This window comes from Synechococcus sp. CBW1004 (assembly GCF_015840715.1).
Classification (GTDB): Bacteria; Cyanobacteriota; Cyanobacteriia; order PCC-6307; family Cyanobiaceae; genus Cyanobium.
In genome coordinates, this window is sequence record NZ_CP060397.1 from 1 (window position 1) to 16,194 (window position 16,194).

A 16,194-nucleotide genomic window follows, 5' to 3' on the forward strand; every position below is an offset into this window, starting at 1 on the left:
GTGCAGCAGGGCGAAGAGCTGTGGCACCGGATCCAGCAGGCGCTCCAGGCCACCCTCAGCAAGCCGAGCTTCGAGACCTGGATCCGGCCGGCCCGCTGCGGCGGCTATGAGGACGGTCGCCTGCGGGTGGTGACGCCCAACAGCTTCGCCCGTGGCTGGCTGCTCAAGAACTACCTCGCCGAGATCGAGGCTTTGGCGGCTGAGCTGGCGGAGCGGCCGGTCCAGGTGGATGTCGACGTCGACAGTCAGGCCGCTGGCCTCGAGGAGCTGTCTCCGCAGGCGGCTGCGGAGCCCGCCGCTGCGTCCGCAGGCGGCGCGGGACCGCCGGCATCATCGGGGGCTCAGGCCGCGGGCGCGGATCGCCAGGTCGGGCCGGCGATGGGCGGTGGCCCGCGTCAGATCGTCACGCTCAACCCCCGCTACGTCTTCAACCGCTTCGTGGTGGGCCCCAACAACCGCATGGCCCATGCCGCCTCTCTGGCCGTGGCCGAGGCCCCGGGACGGGAGTTCAATCCGCTGTTCATCTGTGGTGGCGTCGGCTTGGGCAAGACCCATCTGATGCAGGCGATCGGCCACTACCGGTTGGAGATCGATCCGGGGGCGCGGGTGTTCTACGTGAGCACCGAAACCTTCACCAACGATCTGATCCAGGCGATCCGCAAGGATGCGATGCAGGCCTTCCGCGACCGCTATCGCGCCGCTGATCTGATCCTGGTGGATGACATCCAGTTCATCGAGGGCAAGGAGTACACCCAGGAGGAGTTCTTTCATACCTTCAACGCGCTGCATGAGGCAGGCCGCCAGATCGTGATCGCCAGCGATCGCCCCCCCAGCCAGATTCCCCGGTTGCAGGAGCGCCTGATTTCGCGCTTCTCGATGGGGCTGATCGCGGATATCCAGGTGCCCGACCTGGAAACACGCATGGCGATTCTGCACAAGAAGGCGGAAACGGAGCAGATGATGCTGCCGCGCGAGCTGATCCATTACATCGCCGGTCGCTTCACCTCCAACATCCGTGAACTGGAAGGAGCCCTGACCCGGGCGGTGGCCTTCGCCTCGATCACGGGCCTGCCGATGACGGTGGAGTCGGTGGCGCCGATGCTCGATCCTGCCGGCAATGAGGTGGAGGTGACCCCGCAGCAGGTGCTGGAGAAGGTGGCTGAGGTGTTTGCGGTGCGGATCGATGAGATGCTCAGCCCCAGCCGCAAGCGGGCCGTCAGCCAGGCGCGTCAGGTGGGTATGTATCTGATGCGCCAGAACACCAAGCTGTCCTTGCCGCGCATCGGCGAGGCCTTCGGCGGCAAGGACCACTCCACCGTGATGTACGCCGTGGATCAGGTGGAGAAGAAGCTCGCCAGTGACCCCGCTCTCTCACGCCAGATTCAGCAGGTGCGTGATCTGCTGCAGATCGATTCGCGCAAACGTCGCTGAGCGGCGGAGGCTCAACCGGTGATCGGTTGACTGGGATCCAGGCCTTCCACTTCTCCCTGGAAGACCCGGCTGGCGGTGATGTCCTCCGCCTCGATGGTCATCAGATCCAGCTTGGTGAGATGGGAGCCCATGCGGTTGAACAGGCGATTGGCCTGACGCATGCGGGCGCGGTCGATCGCATTGCGGATCGAGCGGGCATTGGCGAAGAAGGGCAGTTGCATGCGCCGTTGGATGTATTCGCCGAAGACAGCCACCGCTTCATCGCTGAAGCGATAGTTCTCCTGGGCCAGGATCAGGCGCGCGATCGCCAGTAATTCATCAGCGCTGTAATCCGGAAAGTCGATGTGGTTGGCGACGCGGGAGGAGAGGCCTGGGTTGGACTGGTAGAAGACATCCATCCGATCCTTGTAACCGGCGAAGATCACCACCAGATCATCGCGATTGTTCTCCATCACCTGCAGCAGGATTTCGATCGCTTCGGCGCCGTAATCACGCTCATTCTCAGGTCGATAGAGGTAGTAGGCTTCATCGATGAACAGCACGCCACCCATCGCCTTCTTCAGCATCTCGCGCGTCTTCGGTGCGGTATGGCCGATGTATTGCCCCACCAGATCGTCGCGGGTGGCGGTCACCACATGGCCCTTACGCACGTAGCCGAGGCCATGCAGGATCTTGCTCATGCGCTCAGCCACCGTGGTCTTGCCGGTGCCCGGCCGACCGGTGAACGACATGTGCAGGCTGGGGGCGGTGGTGTCGAGGCCCACCTGCTGGCGGGCGCGGTTGACCACCAGCAGGGCGGCGATCTCACGGATGCGCGCCTTCACCGGCCGCAGGCCGATCAGTTCCTGATCGAGCTGCTGGAGCACCGCCTCGATGCCGGCCTCCTCGGCGGCGCTGCGCAGATCGACGGTGGTGTCCGCCTCCTGGCCGGGGACGTCTGCCTGGCCTTCGCTGTCAGAGGAGCGCATCGATGGCCGCGGCAAAGGCGTGATCAGCCTCGCCGATGCCGGAGCCTTCCGCCTCGGCCCTGAGGGTGATGTTCACGTAGGTCCGGCCGAAGCTGATGTCCGGATACCGACCCTGGGTTTCGCACAGGTCGTTGAGGCGATCGAGGAAGGCCCGGTTGCTGGCGTAGTCCTCGAACTCGACACGGCGTTCCAGCCACTCCACCTGATGTGGCTTCGGCCTCGGGTTCCACTGATGGTTCATGGGGCCACCCTAAATCGGGGCTGGTGCTGGCCTGCCTCAGGCGGCAAGACAATCGGTGCGGGCGATGCCGAGCCGTTCCGCCCAGGCACCGGCATAGGCCTCATTGGCGGCCTGATGGGTCGGATCCGGGCTGCCCAGGGCATGGGGCATGGTGCCGTTGATGGCGGCGTTGGTCACACAGAACATCGCCTTCTGAAAGCTCATGCAGATCTTCACGCGCACGTCGCCCTCGCCACGGGTGCGCTCGCGGTACCAGCGGTGCAGGCGTTCGGGGAGATGGCGGTACATGTCCTGCATCAGCAGGCTGGGGGGGATGCCGGCGCCCATGCTGGGCAGCGGATCGGCGTAGAGGGCGCCGTAGGTGAACTGGGCCTGGTCGGGGGAGATCTGCTGGGCCTGGGCGTTGAAGCTGACGGTGCCGAGAAATGGCGTGCCCCGCAGGAACACCGCTTCGACGTAGGGCACCGCCACATCCACCAGGAAGGTGAGATTCGCCTCCGGTGGCAGCACCCAGAGGCTCTCGCCGCCGATCTCGACCGCATAGGTGATCGGGTTGGCGGCGGCGGCCACCAGCCCATTACGGATGAAGTCCACCACCTGGGGAATGGAGGCCACCCGCCCCTCGCGTTCGGCGGTGGCCAGGTCGAGGAACAGATCGCTCATCACCCGCCAGAACTGGCCGAGGGCATGGGTGGTGGCGGCCGAGCGGATCAGTTCCGGCAGGAAGCCAGGCGCCAGGGGATTCAGCAGGGCCAGCAGCGGATCGCGGCGGCGCCTGGCGGCGATGATGCGGCGGCAGTTCTCGGCGAATTCGGGGCTGTCGAGATAGGCATCCAGCCCACCGGTGGCATGCCAGAACATCGCCTTCTGGCAGTATTCGGCATACTCGAAGTTGATGCGGTCGTGGTTGAGATGCCGCCACAGCCTGATGGGATTGAGGTCGCCGTCGAAGTATTTGAAGACCGGCAACGGATTGAGGAACTGCCGCTCGGCCTGGTAGATGAGATTGATGCTGTAGGCATTGAGCACGACGCCGTAGCTCTGCAGCACATCCACCACTTCCAGCAGGTGGTCCGCTGTATCGGTGAGCAGGGTTTCCCCGGCCAGCAGTCGGCGCTTCACCTCCTGGCGGTCGATCGACGGGTTGGAGACGACCAGTTCGGCGGGAATGATCGGCATGTCAGCTCACCCGGGAGGACAGCAGGGCCATGGCCGAGGTCGCGGCCTCACTGAGTCGCCCCAGACTGGAGGGCACCAGACCGAGAAGGACCACGGATGCGGCAAGGGCGATGGCCGGAATCGTCTCACGCGGCGCCACCGGTGCCAGTTGCACGTCCAGTCGCGCATCGATCAATGGATGGTCGCTGGGGGGCGTGATCGCCAGGCGGCCGAAGAAGGCACGGTTCACCAGCAGCAGGAAGTACACGGCCGTCAGCCCGGAGCCCACCATCGACAGCAGCGTGGCCAGCGGGAAACTGCCGATGCTGCCGCGGAACACCAGGAACTCGGAGATGAAGCCGGCCATGCCGGGCAGGCCGGCGCTGGCCATCACCGCCACCGTCATCAGCGAGCCGGTGAGTGGCAGGCCCTTTTCGGGATTGAGCAGGCCGCGCAGCACCTCGAGATCGCGGCTGCCGGTCTTGCGATAGACGATGCCCACGAGCAGAAACAGCAGCGCGGAGATCAGCCCGTGGCTGACCATCTGGAACACCGCCCCGAGCAGGCTCACCGGAGTGGCGGCCGCAGCTGCCAGCAGCACGTAACCCATGTGGCCCACGGAGCTGTAGGCGACCATGCGCTTCATGTCGGTCTGGGCGATCGCCGCCATCGATCCGTACAGCACCGACACCGCGGCCCAGATCGCCAGAGCGGGTGCCAGCTTGGCCCAGGCTTCGGGGAAGAGCTGCAGTCCGAAGCGCAGCAGCCCGTAGGTGCCGAGCTTGAGCAGCACCCCCGCCAGCAGCACCGACACCGGTGTCGAGGCCTGGGTGTGGGCGTCGGGCAGCCAGTTGTGCAGCGGCACCAGAGGGATCTTGATGCCGAAGCCCACCAGCAGGGCGCCGAGAAGCAGCAGCTGCCCGCCCATCGCGAGACGGTCGCTGAGCACCGGGGTGAGGCTGAAATCGACGCTGCCGGTGAGCAGCGCCAGCCCCAGAAAGGCCCCCAGAATCAGCATCCCGGAGGCGGCCGTGAACACCAGGAACTTGGTGGCGGCATAGCCGCGGTTGACACCGCCCCACACCGAAATCAGCAACCAGAGGGGAATCAGCTCCAGCTCGTAGAAGAGGAAGAACAGCAGGAGGTTCTCAGCCAGGAAGGCGCCGTTCACCGCGCCGCTGATCAGGAGCAGCATCGCGAAGTAGAGGCGTGGCCGCTTGTCGATGTCGCGGGTGATCACCGCCGACACCAGGGTGAGGGCGCCGTTGATCAGCACCAGGGGCAGCGACAGTCCATCGACGCCGAGGGCGTAGTCGAGGCCCAGGTTGGGCAGCCAGGGGTGCAGCTCCTGCAGCTGCATGCCGCTGCTGCTGCCATCGAAGGCCAGGGCGGTGGCCACGCTGAAGACCAGCTGCACCGCCAGGATCGCGATCGTGATCAGGCGCAGATGACCGGGTGAAGGTCTGCCCGGCCAGAGGAGCAGCGCCAGACAGCCGGCGAAGGGGATCAGCAGGAGGGAGGAGAGCAGCATGATTCAGAGCACCTCCCGCAGGCTCTGCAGGGTGACCAGCAGCAGCACGATCGCTGCCACCAGGGTGAGCACATAGCTCTGCAGCTGGCCGCTGACGCCCAATCTGAGCCCCTCGGCGGAGGCCATCGACAGCCGCCCCACACCATCCACCAGGCCCTTGATCACGGTGATGTCGAACCAGCGGGTGAGCCGTGCCAGGGAGGCCACCGGGTTGACGATGGCCTGTCGGTAGATCTCAGGGGTGTAGAAGTCGTAGGCCAGAAGGTCCTGCAGGACCCGCAGGGCGGGTTGTCTGGAGCGTGACCAGAACCGGTCCAGGTGCACCAGAGATCCCAGCAGCACGCCGATGGCGCCGCTGATGACGATGGCCAGTGCCACTGCCAGCGGGAAATCGCCGATGCCGGGCACCGGATCGATGCGCTGCATCATCAGGGGCAGCAGCAGCACGATCACGGTGAGGCTGACCATCGGCAGGGCCATCAGCCAGTTCACTTCCGGGGTGCGCCGGGTCTTGGGCGTCGGCGGTCCGAGGAACACCGACCGGAAGACGCGGGTGGCGTTGGCGGCGGCGAGCAGGTTCGTGAGCAGGAACACCGCTGCGTAGCCGGGGCTGAACTGGGTGAGGTTCTCGAGCATCAGCCCGTAGCACCAGAAGCAGCCCAGGGGCAGCAGTCCCACCAGGCCGGCGCTGCCCACCAGGAAGGCCAGGGCGGTGGCGGGCATGCGGCTGCCGATGCCGCCCAGTTCGGTCAGGTCCTGGCAGTTGGTGGTGGCGATGATGCCGCCGACCGCCATGAACTGCAGGGCCTTCGCCAGGCCGTGGGCGAAGAGGAACAGCAGGGCGATGCCGGGTTTCTGCAGGGCGATGGCGATGAACACCAGGCCGAGATAGGAGGTGGTGCCGTAGCTGCAGGCGCGCTTGAGATCCACCTGGGCCAGCGCCACCAGGGCTCCGCCGATGGCGCTGATGCTGCCGGTGGCCAGAAGCACAGTGGTGGCCATCGGTGAGAGGGCGACCACGGGCATCAGCTTGAGCAGCACGAAGGCACCACAGGTGACCACGGCGGAGTTGCGCAGGATCGACGCCGGATTCGGGCCCTCCATCGCCTCATCGAGCCAGAGGTGCATCGGAAACTGGGCACATTTGCCCATCGGTCCGGCGATCAACCCCAGCCCCAGCATTGTGCCGGCCAGGGGGCCGATCAGCTGCTGATCACGCGCCAGGGCTGCCCAGGCATAGAGATCGTTGAACTCCATCGAGCCGGCCCAGGCCGAGAGGGCCACCACCCCCATCAGCAGCAGCACATCGCCGACGCGCTTGGTGAGGAAGGCGTCCCGGGCGGCGGTGACCACCAGCGGCTGCGCGTACCAGAAGCCCACCAGCAGGTAGGTGGAGAGGGTGAGCATCTCCAGCAGGAAATAGCTCAGGAACAGATTGCTGCTCAGCACCACCCCGCTCATCGCCCCCTCGAAGAAGCCCACCAGCGCGAAGAAGCGCGCCAGCGACCACTCCTTGTCGAGATAGCCGAGGGCGAAGACCTGACAGAGCAGGCTCATCGTCGTCACCAGTTCGAGGGCCGCCAGGTTGGTGAGCGACAGGTCGAAACCGATGCGCAGGTGCAGGTCGGCGGCGTCGAACCAGGCGACATCAAGATGCTGCGGACCGATCAGGCTCACGGCGCGGATCAGGACGCTGCCGTGCAGGACCGCCAGCAGGGTCACCAGCAGGTTGAGATAGGCCGCGGGGCGCGGACCGTTGCGCTTGATCCAGCCGCTCGCCCAGGGCAGCGAGAGCACCATGCCGCTGAATCCGTAGAGCGGGATCAGCCAGGTGAGCTGAATCGGCAGGGGGAGAGGCTCGGCCACAGGAACGGGAGGGAAGGGCCCGGAGGACCGGAGGTGGAAGGAACCTGCGGGAACCCCGAACGGAGGCTGGCCCGCTCACACCGCTGGAAGGATCTGGGGAGAATCCCACGGATGGGGGGATCGTGTCAGTCGGGTGCGGCGACCTGATTCAGAAGCGGGCGCGGTCCCCGTAGCCGCCGTAGGGGCTGAGGGTCTGGATCCAGGCCGACAACTCCTCGCCATGGTGCTGCTCTTCCTCCCACAGGGCGCGGAAGAACGCCTCGTTGCTGCTGTCCCCGATCAGAACGCAGAAGCGCACCGCCTGGCCGTAGTGATCAATCAGATCGGTTTCCAGGACGCCGTTGAGACGGAGCAGCCCCAGCAGATCGGCGGCATGGCTGACGGGGCGCAGCTGGGAGGCCGCCGGAGCGACCCCCAGGGAGAGCATCTGCTGCACAAGACGTTCGGCGTGCTGCATCTCCTCCACCGTCTCCTGACGGAAACGCTGGGCCGCCTCGCGGTCGCCCCACAACTCCACCAGGGAGGCGTGGGTCATGTACTGCTGTACGGCGGACAGCTCAAGGCTCAGCGCGCGCCCGAGGTAGCCGAGCACGCGGGGGTGAACGGCGGCCATGGGAATCAGAGCCTGCGGGTGGCGCCGGTGCCGGCGATGGCGGGTTCGACTTCGCTGTGGGGACGGGCGATGATGTGGGCCGCGACCAGGCCGTCGCCCACCCGCTCGCAGGCGTCGGCACCGGCACGCACGGCGGCGTTCACGGCACCGGTTTCGCCACGCACCATCACGGTCACGTAGCCCCCGCCGACGAATTCACGGGCCACCAGGGTGACCTCGGCGGCTTTGGTCATGGCATCGGCGGCTTCGATGGCAGGCACCAGACCGCGGGTTTCGATCATGCCGAGGGCGATGCCCTGAACGGTGGGAGCCATGGGAGAGAGGGCGGAGGAGGGAGAAACGGGAGGCTTGGAGGCGCCACCGCGACCGGCGGGCCTGGAGGCTGCCGGCGTGGCAGGCGCGGAGCGGCGGGAGCGGCTGGATGGGGCGGCGCGTCCCGCGTTGCCTGTGGAGCGGGCCGGGGTGGCTGAGGCTTGCTTACCGCTGGCGCTGCTGGTGCCGGCGGCAGGGAGGGCGGCGGGAGCCGGAGGGGCCACGGATGGGGCCGGAGTTGGAGTGGCCGAGGCGCTGACAGTGGAGGAGGTGGAGGAGGCTCCCGTCGCAGCCGAGGGGGCCGGCGAGGGAGCAGCCGCGGGTGGGGCGGGTGGTGATCCCGCCGCGGTGGGGGGCGGGCTGGCCGAAGCGGCAGCGGCGGGAGCGGCGGGAGCGGAGCTGGCCGCCGGCTTGGAGCTGCTTCGGGTTCGGGAGGTGCGGCTGGCCATCGCTCAGGTGGGCAGGGGTTGGCGGAGAAGGGGACGCGGGAGGTCGCGCCGAGGTGGAACAGGGAACGCCTCAGCCATCGGGTTCCCAGAAGTCGATGATCCCACCGATGGTCAGGTCGGTCTGGACGCTGGGATCGGGGCAGGCGAGGCGAGCAGCGGATCCGCTGGTGGTGAACACCCAGTTGCCGATCGAGGCGCCGACAGGATCAACCCCCACACTCAGCTTGCCCTTGGTGTTGCGCAGCACGCGCAGGTTGCAGTGAGCCAGGCCTGAGACCCGCTGGGTGCACACCAGGGAACCGGTGACCTGCATGATTTCCATCATTTGCCTCCGGCCGGATCGGCCGGCTTGCCTGCATCGGGATCCCAGTGATCGATGATGCCGACGATCGTCAGATCGCTGGGATAGGACTTGCTGCCAGCCGCTTCACGGGCCGCGGAGCTGCCGACGCAGATCACCCAGTCGCCTGGCACGCAGCCGACGGCGTCGACCGCGACCTTCTTGGTGCTGCCATCGAGCACCACCTGCAGATGCTTGTGTTCGAAATCGGGAATCCGGTTGGTCGAGACCAACGGCTTGAGCACCTTGCAGATCAACATGTCAATGGCCTCCTACGGTCGCGAATCGGATCGTGGAGCCAACCGTTTCGGCTGGCACGAAACGGTCCTGGTCGCGAATGGTGAGCAGTGCATGCAGCAGCCCTTCGCCGAACAGATCGGCGTAGCGGCTTTCAATGGCGGCCAGAACGCGCTCGCCATGACGGATAGCCCGATCGCGGGCACCGGGCACATTGCCGTGGTAGTCGAAGCGCACCACCACCGGGATCGGCAGGCCGCGACTGACATTGAGTCCCCGGAAGATCTTGACACCGACATCAAGATCGGCGGCTCCTTCCTCGACGGTATCCATGTAGGCGAAGTAGGTGAGATTGCGAAGGTGAATCTCCTTGAAGCCGATTCCCAGGCCGATGAAGCGTTCGGCGTGTCCTGCATCGCTGTAATGACCGCCATGGAACTCGCGCACGTAGTCGATCTGGGAGATGTTGTGCTCGAGCAGCCGCGAGACCAGGCGCACCATGCCGGGGTCGGGGGAGCTGGCGGCGGCCTGCTCCACCATCGCACTGATGCGCAGCCGTCCCTCGTCGGCGCTCAGGTGGCGGGTGGCCTCGTGCACATCCAGGGCGTCGACCCAGCGCTCAAGATTGGTGCTGCCGTCCATTCCCGGCACATGCACGCGAATGGCGTCGGTGTCGGTGTCAATGCCCATCAGCAGCAGATCCACGGAGGCACCACAGCAGAAACTGTTCTCAACTGCTGTCTGGAAATCATCCAGGCGCTGCAGGCCGCAGCCTGCGGCTTTGGCGTCATCGCTGCCGTGGGCGGCACAGCCCTCATGAGCCGGATCGAGCGAGCTGAAGTGGTACAGCACCACCTTCAGGTACCGCGTCGGTTCATGGGCCGGATTGGGAATGCTTTCGCGGTAGCGGCGATGTTCCGTCTTCACCCAGCGGTTCACGGTGTTCTCGACATCGAACAGGGCGCCGGCATGGGAACGACGACGCACCGAGCTGAAGGGAATCCGCAGCGCATAGGCGATGGCATGAGCCAGTCTGCCGTCGGCGCAGGGGGTGATGTCGAGCAGGTGGAAACCGCAGGAGAGGAGAAAGCTGTCGAATTCCTGGGCGGCCTCGCTTCCGGCCTGGCCGCCGAGTGGATCGTCCTCGAAGAATGAGGCACTGGTCTGCTCGTAGGTCTCGAACACCGACCAGGCGAACAGGGTGCGCATGTCCAGTTGCGTCACCCAGGCGCGCTCAAGCACCGGCAGGGGCAGGGCAAAGCCCAGCTCCCGGCGGGCCAGTTCCTGAGCCCTGGGGATGAAGTCCTCTTCGTGCTGCAGGGCGGAGATGCGCTGCAGCACCGGCACGATGCGATCGAAGGCGTCCTTGACGCGGCTGTCATAGGCGCGCAGGGCGGCGTTGCGGATGCCATCGACCATGGGATGGGAGACACCGACGACGACGCTCTGGGGTGCCGAGGGACGGCGGCTGGGCCGGTTAGCGGCTGCGACCTGCAGGGTCTCGGCCGGGCGCAAGGACCTCGGGGAGATCCCCGCCGATGCGCTGGATGCCGAGGATGCACCACCTGTCGGCGAGGGGCGCGTGCGGCCGGTCGGGCGGTTGGGAACCGCGGCCTGGGCCAGGGCCTGGATGCGGGCCTGACGGGCAGCGGTGCCGCGCAGGATCGGAGTGGGAGAGGCCCCCGATTCAGCGGGGGGCTCAAGGGCGGGGGAACCGGGGCGACGGCGCTGGGCCGTGGGGGCCAGCGGCCGGTTCAGACGGACCGGACGGCGGGGCATGGGCAGATCAGCCGCGGGCTCCACCGGAGACGGTGATCAGGGAACCGGCGGCTGTGTTGCCGCTGGAGCCCGTGATCCGGCTCTCGGGGACGGGGATGTCCTGGTTGCGCTTGTAGTCGTGGCTGCGCATCGGCATCACCGTTCCGGCTCGGCTCGGGTTGCGATTGCGGGCGGAGACGCCCTCGGTGCCGGTGACGCGCTCACCGCGATCCCAGTCATCGCCTGTGATCTTCAGCCCGGCAGAGATGCCTTCTCCGGTCACGCGGGAAGCCGGACGGGCATCTTCATCCACGCTCACAGGAGCGGAGGGTGCAGCCTGAATGGGACCGCGGGACAGGGGGCGGGGACCCTGGTTGAAGCGGAAGTGCTCGGTGCCGGTGATCTTGTCACCGGCCATGGCGAAAGGGCCGGTGACGCGCCCTCCACCGACTTCGGTGCTCGAACCGGTGACGCCACCGCGACGATCGCGGGAGACCTGGGCAGCGCGGGCCGGTGACTGGATGCTGAAGCGCTGCCAGGGTTGATCATCCAGGGGCTGAGGGAAGTCGGCGTCGCTGATGGCGGCTGCGGCGCAGGCTTCCTGCAGCTGGTCAGGACCGACGTAGGGAGTGCCGGTGATGTCCTCGCAGGCACCGCGTTCAGCGCCGGTCATCACACCGCCGATCCCGGGCTGGATGCCGCTCATCACGGTGCCCATGCGCACGGGGGTGCGCTGTCGGATCGACTGAACCTGCTGGCTGGAGCACCAGTTGCCGGACTCCTCGAGGCCGGCGTAGGGGGTGCCTGTCACGACCTTGCACGTGCCGGGCTCATCACCGGTCACCTTCTCACTGCGACCGGTGCGGGTGCCACTGACCACCTGGCTGCGATTCGTGACGCTGAAGCCCACCTTGGGCGCTTCCGGCGCGGGGCGTCCGCCGCAGAAGGCGTCGTACTGCTGGCTGCCGATGTATTCATCTCCGGTGATGTTGCGGCAGCTGCCCGGCTCATCGCCGGTCACCTGCTGGCTGCGGCCCACATGGGTGCCGGTGATGCCGGTGCCACGCAGGGTCTGCAGGCTGACCACCTTGGTGGGGGCGCGACCCGGAGCGGGAGCCTCGGCCCCGATGTACTGGTCGCCGGTGAGCTGGCGGCCGGAGCCGGGCTCATCGCCGGTGACCTTCTCACTGCGACCGACGAGCACGCCGCTGACCGGCTGACCGCCCACGGTCTGGCTGCGGCCCACCTTGCGCACCGACGGGTTGACCCCACCGCAATAGGCGGCCGACTGGTTGGCGGAGATGTACTCGGTGCCCGTGACGTTCTTGCAGGTGCCGGGCTCATCGCCCGTCACCTTCTCACTGCGGCCCACTTCGTTGCCGGTGACGCGGTTGCCGTGGCTGGTGGCACTGACGCGCACCTTGGCCGGCTGGATGGGGGCGGACGGCTGGCTGCCGCAGAAGGTCTGGAAGACTTCGGCGCCCAGGTATTCGGTGCCGGTGATCGTGCGGCAGGTGGCGGCCTCATTGCCGGTGGTCTTCTCCGACCGGTTGGCCTGGGTGCCGGTCACGATCTGGCCCGAGAGCGTTTCGCTGGCGCCCACCTTCCAATGGGCATCTGCACTGGCGCTCTGCTTGGCACCGTGACGGTTGGGGCCGCTCGGACGGGTGCCGCCGCTGCGGCTGCTACCTGCAGACCCCACCTTGCTCTTGAGTTCCCTGACCTTCTGAGCCAGTTCACGGGTGCTGAGATCGGGGCTGCTCTGACGGGCGACGGTGGCCGCGGTGCTGCTGCTGGGGGTGTTGGCCGACTTCCCACGCTTGGAGAGTGCCTCACGGCGCGCCAGCACCAGGGCGCGGCTGGGGTTGTGCTGGGCCGCGCGACGGGGGGTGCGACCGCTGCCATTGCCGGCGCCGCTCCGGCTGGCGAGTGAGGCCGAGAGGGAGGGGCGGTCGTTGCTGCTGATCGCGGCGGGAGCTGCCTCGCGCTCCTGGCACTTGCACTTGTGATCCGCTGCGGGTGCAGCCTCGACGGAGGTCCCGCTGCCGCGGCTGGGGATGCGGCCCAGGTCGGTGCGGGTGCGATCGCGGGTGGTATCAGCGCGCTTGCCGCGCTTGGAGAGAGCCTCGCGGCGGGCCAGCACCAGCTCCCGGCTGGGATTGCTCACAGGTCGGCCTGCGGCGCGGCGGGAGGGGTCGCTGGCGGCGGGCGAACTCGCAGCCGCCGTGCTGCCGGCGAAGCGCTCCGCCCGAGTTGCTGCGCTCGGCGCAGCACTGCGCCCGGGGCGTCCGGCGGGACGACGGGAGGGATCGCTGGCCGCGGGTGCGCTCGCCAGCATCACCTCGGAGGGAGCGGGAGTGGTCGTGCGACTCGGGCGCGAGTCGGAAGCCGTACGGACACGACCGGGAGACGAGCTGAAACGGCCAGCTGCCTTCTTGCCGCCGTTGGTGAGGGCCTTGCGCCGCTCCAGGGCTGCTTCACGACTCGAATTGCTGGCCATATCCGCCCGAGATAAGGATGTGATGGGTGCAAAGCGCAATCCGTTCAGCGGCCATCAGTCCAGGCCGGCTCGAAGGAATGGCTGCGAAGGATTCAGGACCCAGCGAATGGATGGGACCTGAATGCGTGGAAGGAGGAACAGAAGGGGGCCCTGTCGCCGCGGCGGCGGGCCCCCTCCGTTTGTCGGAGCTGGCGCTCTCAGCGGCCTTCGAAGACCACGAAGCAGGCACCCTGGCTCTGGGTGTAGGCGTCGTAGCCGACCAGACGGACGTGATGATCGGGATAAGCGCGGTGGCAGGCCTCCAGTTCGCTGACGATCACACCGAGATCCTTCTCGCCGAAGAAGGGCAGCTTCCAGTAGGACCAGTACGTGGCCATGGAACGGGTGGGATGGACGTGCTCAACGAGCGGGCTCCAACCCTGGGCAATGATGTACGCGATCTGGTCGTAGATCTCGTCCTGAGTGAAGGGCGGCAGAAAGCCGAACGTCTCGAGGGTGGCGACTGTTTGGTAGTCACCCACGGTGCTCTTGAAGGGCATGGGGATCCTTGCGGTGAAGGGGGATGACGGGGAAAGGGGAGCGGATCACCCTGCTGTTGAGCCGTTTCCGGAAGACGTGGCCAGGCTGATGCGATCGCGGTGGATCCCAGCTGGCTGATCTGGTGGTGAGGAGGAGGATCAGCAAAGGGATCCTCCTCTTTTCGGCTCAACGGGCAGAGGATCAGTGGACGTCGAGTTTGTCGACGGTGTCGAACTCGAACTTGATCTCCTTCCAGGTTTCCAGAGCGATCGCCAGCTCGGGGCTGTGCTTGGCGGCTTCCATCAGGATGTCGCGGCCTTCACGCTCGATCTCACGGCCGGCGTTGCGGGCCTTGACGCAGGCTTCCAGCGCCACGCGGTTGGCGGCGGCGCCAGCGGCCGAACCCCAGGGGTGGCCGTGGGTACCACCACCGAACTGGAGCACGGAGTCATCACCGAAGATGCTCACCAGGGCCGGCATGTGCCACACGTGGATACCGCCGGAGGCCACGGCGAACACGCCGCCCATCGAGCCCCAGTCCTGGTCGAAGAAGTTGCCGCGGCTGCGATCTTCGGGAACGAACGATTCACGCAGCTGGTCGATGTAGCCCAGGGTCGACTGACGGTCGCCCTCGAGCTTGCCGACCACGGTGCCGGTGTGCAGCTGGTCACCACCGGAGAGGCGCAGGCACTTGGCCAGCACACGGAAGTGGATGCCGTGCTTGGGATGACGGTCGATCACCGCGTGCATGGCGCGGTGGATGTGGAGCAGCATGCCGTTCTTGCGGCACCACTTCGCCAGACCGGTGTTGGCCGTGAAGCCACCGGTGATGTAGTCGTGCATGATGATCGGCTGCCCGAGTTCCTTGGCGAACTCGGCCCGCTCGTACATCTCCTCGGGAGTGGCGGCGGTGCAGTTCAGGTAGTGACCTTTCTTCTCACCGGTCTCCTCCTGGGCGGAGCGAACGGCCTCGGCGACGAACTCGAAGCGGTTCTGCCAGCGCTGGAAGGGCTGAGAGTTGATGTTCTCGTCGTCCTTGGTGAAGTCGAGACCACCGCGGAGGCACTCATACACCACGCGGCCGTAGTTCTTGCCGCTCAGGCCGAGCTTCGGCTTGATGGTGCAGCCCAGCAGGGGACGGCCGTACTTGTTCATCCGGTCGCGCTCGACCTGGATGCCGTTCGGCGGACCCATGCAGGTCTTGATGAACGCCATCGGGAAGCGGATATCTTCCAGACGCAGGTGACGCAGGGCCTTGAAGCCGAACACGTTGCCGACCAGCGAGGTCAGCACGTTGGTCACCGAACCCTCTTCGAACAGATCGAGGGGGTAGGCGATGAAGGCATAGAAGGATTCCTTGTCGCCAGGAACGTCTTCGATGCGGTAGCAGCGGCCCTTGTAGAAGTCGAGATCGGTGAGGAGCTCGGACCACACGGTGGACCAGGTGCCGGTGGAGGATTCAGCGGCCACGGCGGCAGCCACTTCTTCCTTGGGAACGCCTTCCTGGCCCGTGCACTTGAAGCAGGCGAGCAGGTCGGTGTCGAGGGGGACGTAATCAGGAGTCCAATACGTGTCGCGGTACTCCTTTACCCCGGCGTCGTACTTCTTGGCCATGGAGGTTCTCCGGTTGGGTCGGGTGGGAAATCAGAGGGTTCAGCTGCGAGAGGCGCGGAACGCTCAGTCCTTCGAACCCAGGCCGAAGCTGCTGTTCAGGGCCGGCTCCACCTCGCGGTGGGGGCGGGCGATGATGTGAGCGGCGACCAGGCCGTCACCCACGCGCTCGCAGGCATCGGCGCCGGCGCGGACGGCGGCGTTGACGGCGCCGGTTTCACCACGGACCAGCACGGTGACGTAGCCACCACCGACGAACTCCCGACCGATCAGGCGCACCTCGGCGGCCTTCGTCATGGCATCTGCGGCTTCGATCGCGGGCACCAGGCCGCGGGTCTCGATCATGCCGAGGGCGATGCCCATGGTTTCGTTTGCCATTACCTGCTCCTGGAGGAGGGGGGTGGAATGTTCGGTGCAACCCTGCTCGGCCGTGTGACCCCCCGTCAAGCCGTTTCGCGATCCGTCGCCATCAAGGAAACCAGATGGTGCAATAAGACGGGCTTATCCGAGCCACACAAAACGTAAGAAAACCTGGGCTCTGCGGAATGGTTCCGCCTTGCCCAGCCTCCGCAGTGCCTGTGCCAGCGTCTCGTCCTGGCCAGGACCCTCGGCCGGCGTTGGACCTCGTCACCCCGCAGGCGTCCCGCTGGGGCCCGCGCA

The 16,194-nt window shown here is 66.7% G+C and carries 15 protein-coding genes; 1 reads left to right on the plus strand and 14 read right to left on the minus strand.

Annotation, left to right across the window (positions count from 1 at the left end):
* Complete coding sequence (gene dnaA, locus H8F25_RS00005; protein WP_197211500.1) at positions 1-1,431, plus strand: chromosomal replication initiator protein DnaA; 1,431 nt, start codon at positions 1-3, stop codon at positions 1,429-1,431.
* An 11-nt stretch (positions 1,432-1,442) separates the two neighbouring features.
* Here dnaA and cbbX read toward each other — a convergent pair whose 3' ends face one another.
* The 14 genes from cbbX to H8F25_RS00075 form a co-directional block, all read right to left on the minus strand.
* Positions 1,443-2,399 (minus strand): CbbX protein, encoded by a 957-nt coding sequence (gene cbbX / locus H8F25_RS00010; protein WP_197211501.1) that lies wholly within the window; start codon positions 2,397-2,399, stop codon positions 1,443-1,445.
* Positions 2,386-2,640, minus strand: a complete 255-nt coding sequence (locus tag H8F25_RS00015; protein ID WP_197211502.1) for a 4a-hydroxytetrahydrobiopterin dehydratase — start codon at positions 2,638-2,640, stop codon at positions 2,386-2,388. Before H8F25_RS00015 ends, cbbX begins: the two co-directional genes overlap by 14 nt.
* Before the next feature lie 36 nt (positions 2,641-2,676).
* Entirely contained in the window at positions 2,677-3,819 is a 1,143-nt protein-coding gene (locus H8F25_RS00020; protein WP_197211503.1) for a CO2 hydration protein, read from the minus strand.
* A 1-nt stretch (position 3,820) separates the two neighbouring features.
* On the minus strand, positions 3,821-5,329 hold the full coding sequence (locus tag H8F25_RS00025) for an NADH-quinone oxidoreductase subunit M (RefSeq protein ID WP_197211504.1): 1,509 nt from the start codon (positions 5,327-5,329) through the stop codon (positions 3,821-3,823).
* Positions 5,330-5,332: 3 nt separating this feature from the next.
* Positions 5,333-7,195 carry an NAD(P)H-quinone oxidoreductase subunit F gene (locus H8F25_RS00030; RefSeq protein ID WP_197211505.1) on the minus strand — a complete coding sequence of 621 codons (1,863 nt, stop codon included), beginning with the start codon at positions 7,193-7,195 and terminating at the stop codon, positions 5,333-5,335.
* Positions 7,196-7,343: 148 nt separating this feature from the next.
* Positions 7,344-7,808 (minus strand): ferritin-like domain-containing protein, encoded by a 465-nt coding sequence (locus H8F25_RS00035; protein ID WP_197211506.1) that lies wholly within the window; start codon positions 7,806-7,808, stop codon positions 7,344-7,346.
* Between the two features lie 5 nt (positions 7,809-7,813).
* The gene (locus H8F25_RS18015) at positions 7,814-8,344 is read right to left on the minus strand and encodes a BMC domain-containing protein (protein ID WP_304623263.1); all 531 of its coding nucleotides are present in this window, start codon (positions 8,342-8,344) and stop codon (positions 7,814-7,816) included.
* A gap of 295 nt (positions 8,345-8,639) precedes the next feature.
* The gene (locus H8F25_RS00045; RefSeq protein WP_197211508.1) at positions 8,640-8,891 is read right to left on the minus strand and encodes a carboxysome peptide B; all 252 of its coding nucleotides are present in this window, start codon (positions 8,889-8,891) and stop codon (positions 8,640-8,642) included.
* Complete coding sequence (locus tag H8F25_RS00050; RefSeq protein WP_197211509.1) at positions 8,891-9,169, minus strand: carboxysome peptide A; 279 nt, start codon at positions 9,167-9,169, stop codon at positions 8,891-8,893. The genes H8F25_RS00045 and H8F25_RS00050 overlap by 1 nt, the downstream gene beginning before the upstream one ends.
* Position 9,170: 1 nt before the next feature.
* Positions 9,171-10,925 (minus strand): carboxysome shell carbonic anhydrase, encoded by a 1,755-nt coding sequence (locus H8F25_RS00055; protein ID WP_197211510.1) that lies wholly within the window; start codon positions 10,923-10,925, stop codon positions 9,171-9,173.
* A 7-nt stretch (positions 10,926-10,932) separates the two neighbouring features.
* Positions 10,933-13,404 carry a CsoS2 family carboxysome shell protein gene (locus H8F25_RS00060; protein ID WP_197211511.1) on the minus strand — a complete coding sequence of 824 codons (2,472 nt, stop codon included), beginning with the start codon at positions 13,402-13,404 and terminating at the stop codon, positions 10,933-10,935.
* A 197-nt stretch (positions 13,405-13,601) separates the two neighbouring features.
* Positions 13,602-13,943, minus strand: a complete 342-nt coding sequence (locus H8F25_RS00065) for a ribulose bisphosphate carboxylase small subunit (RefSeq protein WP_197211512.1) — start codon at positions 13,941-13,943, stop codon at positions 13,602-13,604.
* 181 nt (positions 13,944-14,124) lie between these two features.
* Complete coding sequence (locus H8F25_RS00070) at positions 14,125-15,537, minus strand: form I ribulose bisphosphate carboxylase large subunit (RefSeq protein ID WP_197211513.1); 1,413 nt, start codon at positions 15,535-15,537, stop codon at positions 14,125-14,127.
* A gap of 63 nt (positions 15,538-15,600) precedes the next feature.
* Positions 15,601-15,912, minus strand: a complete 312-nt coding sequence (locus H8F25_RS00075; protein ID WP_015107695.1) for a BMC domain-containing protein — start codon at positions 15,910-15,912, stop codon at positions 15,601-15,603.
* Between the last annotated feature and the right edge of the window lie 282 nt (positions 15,913-16,194).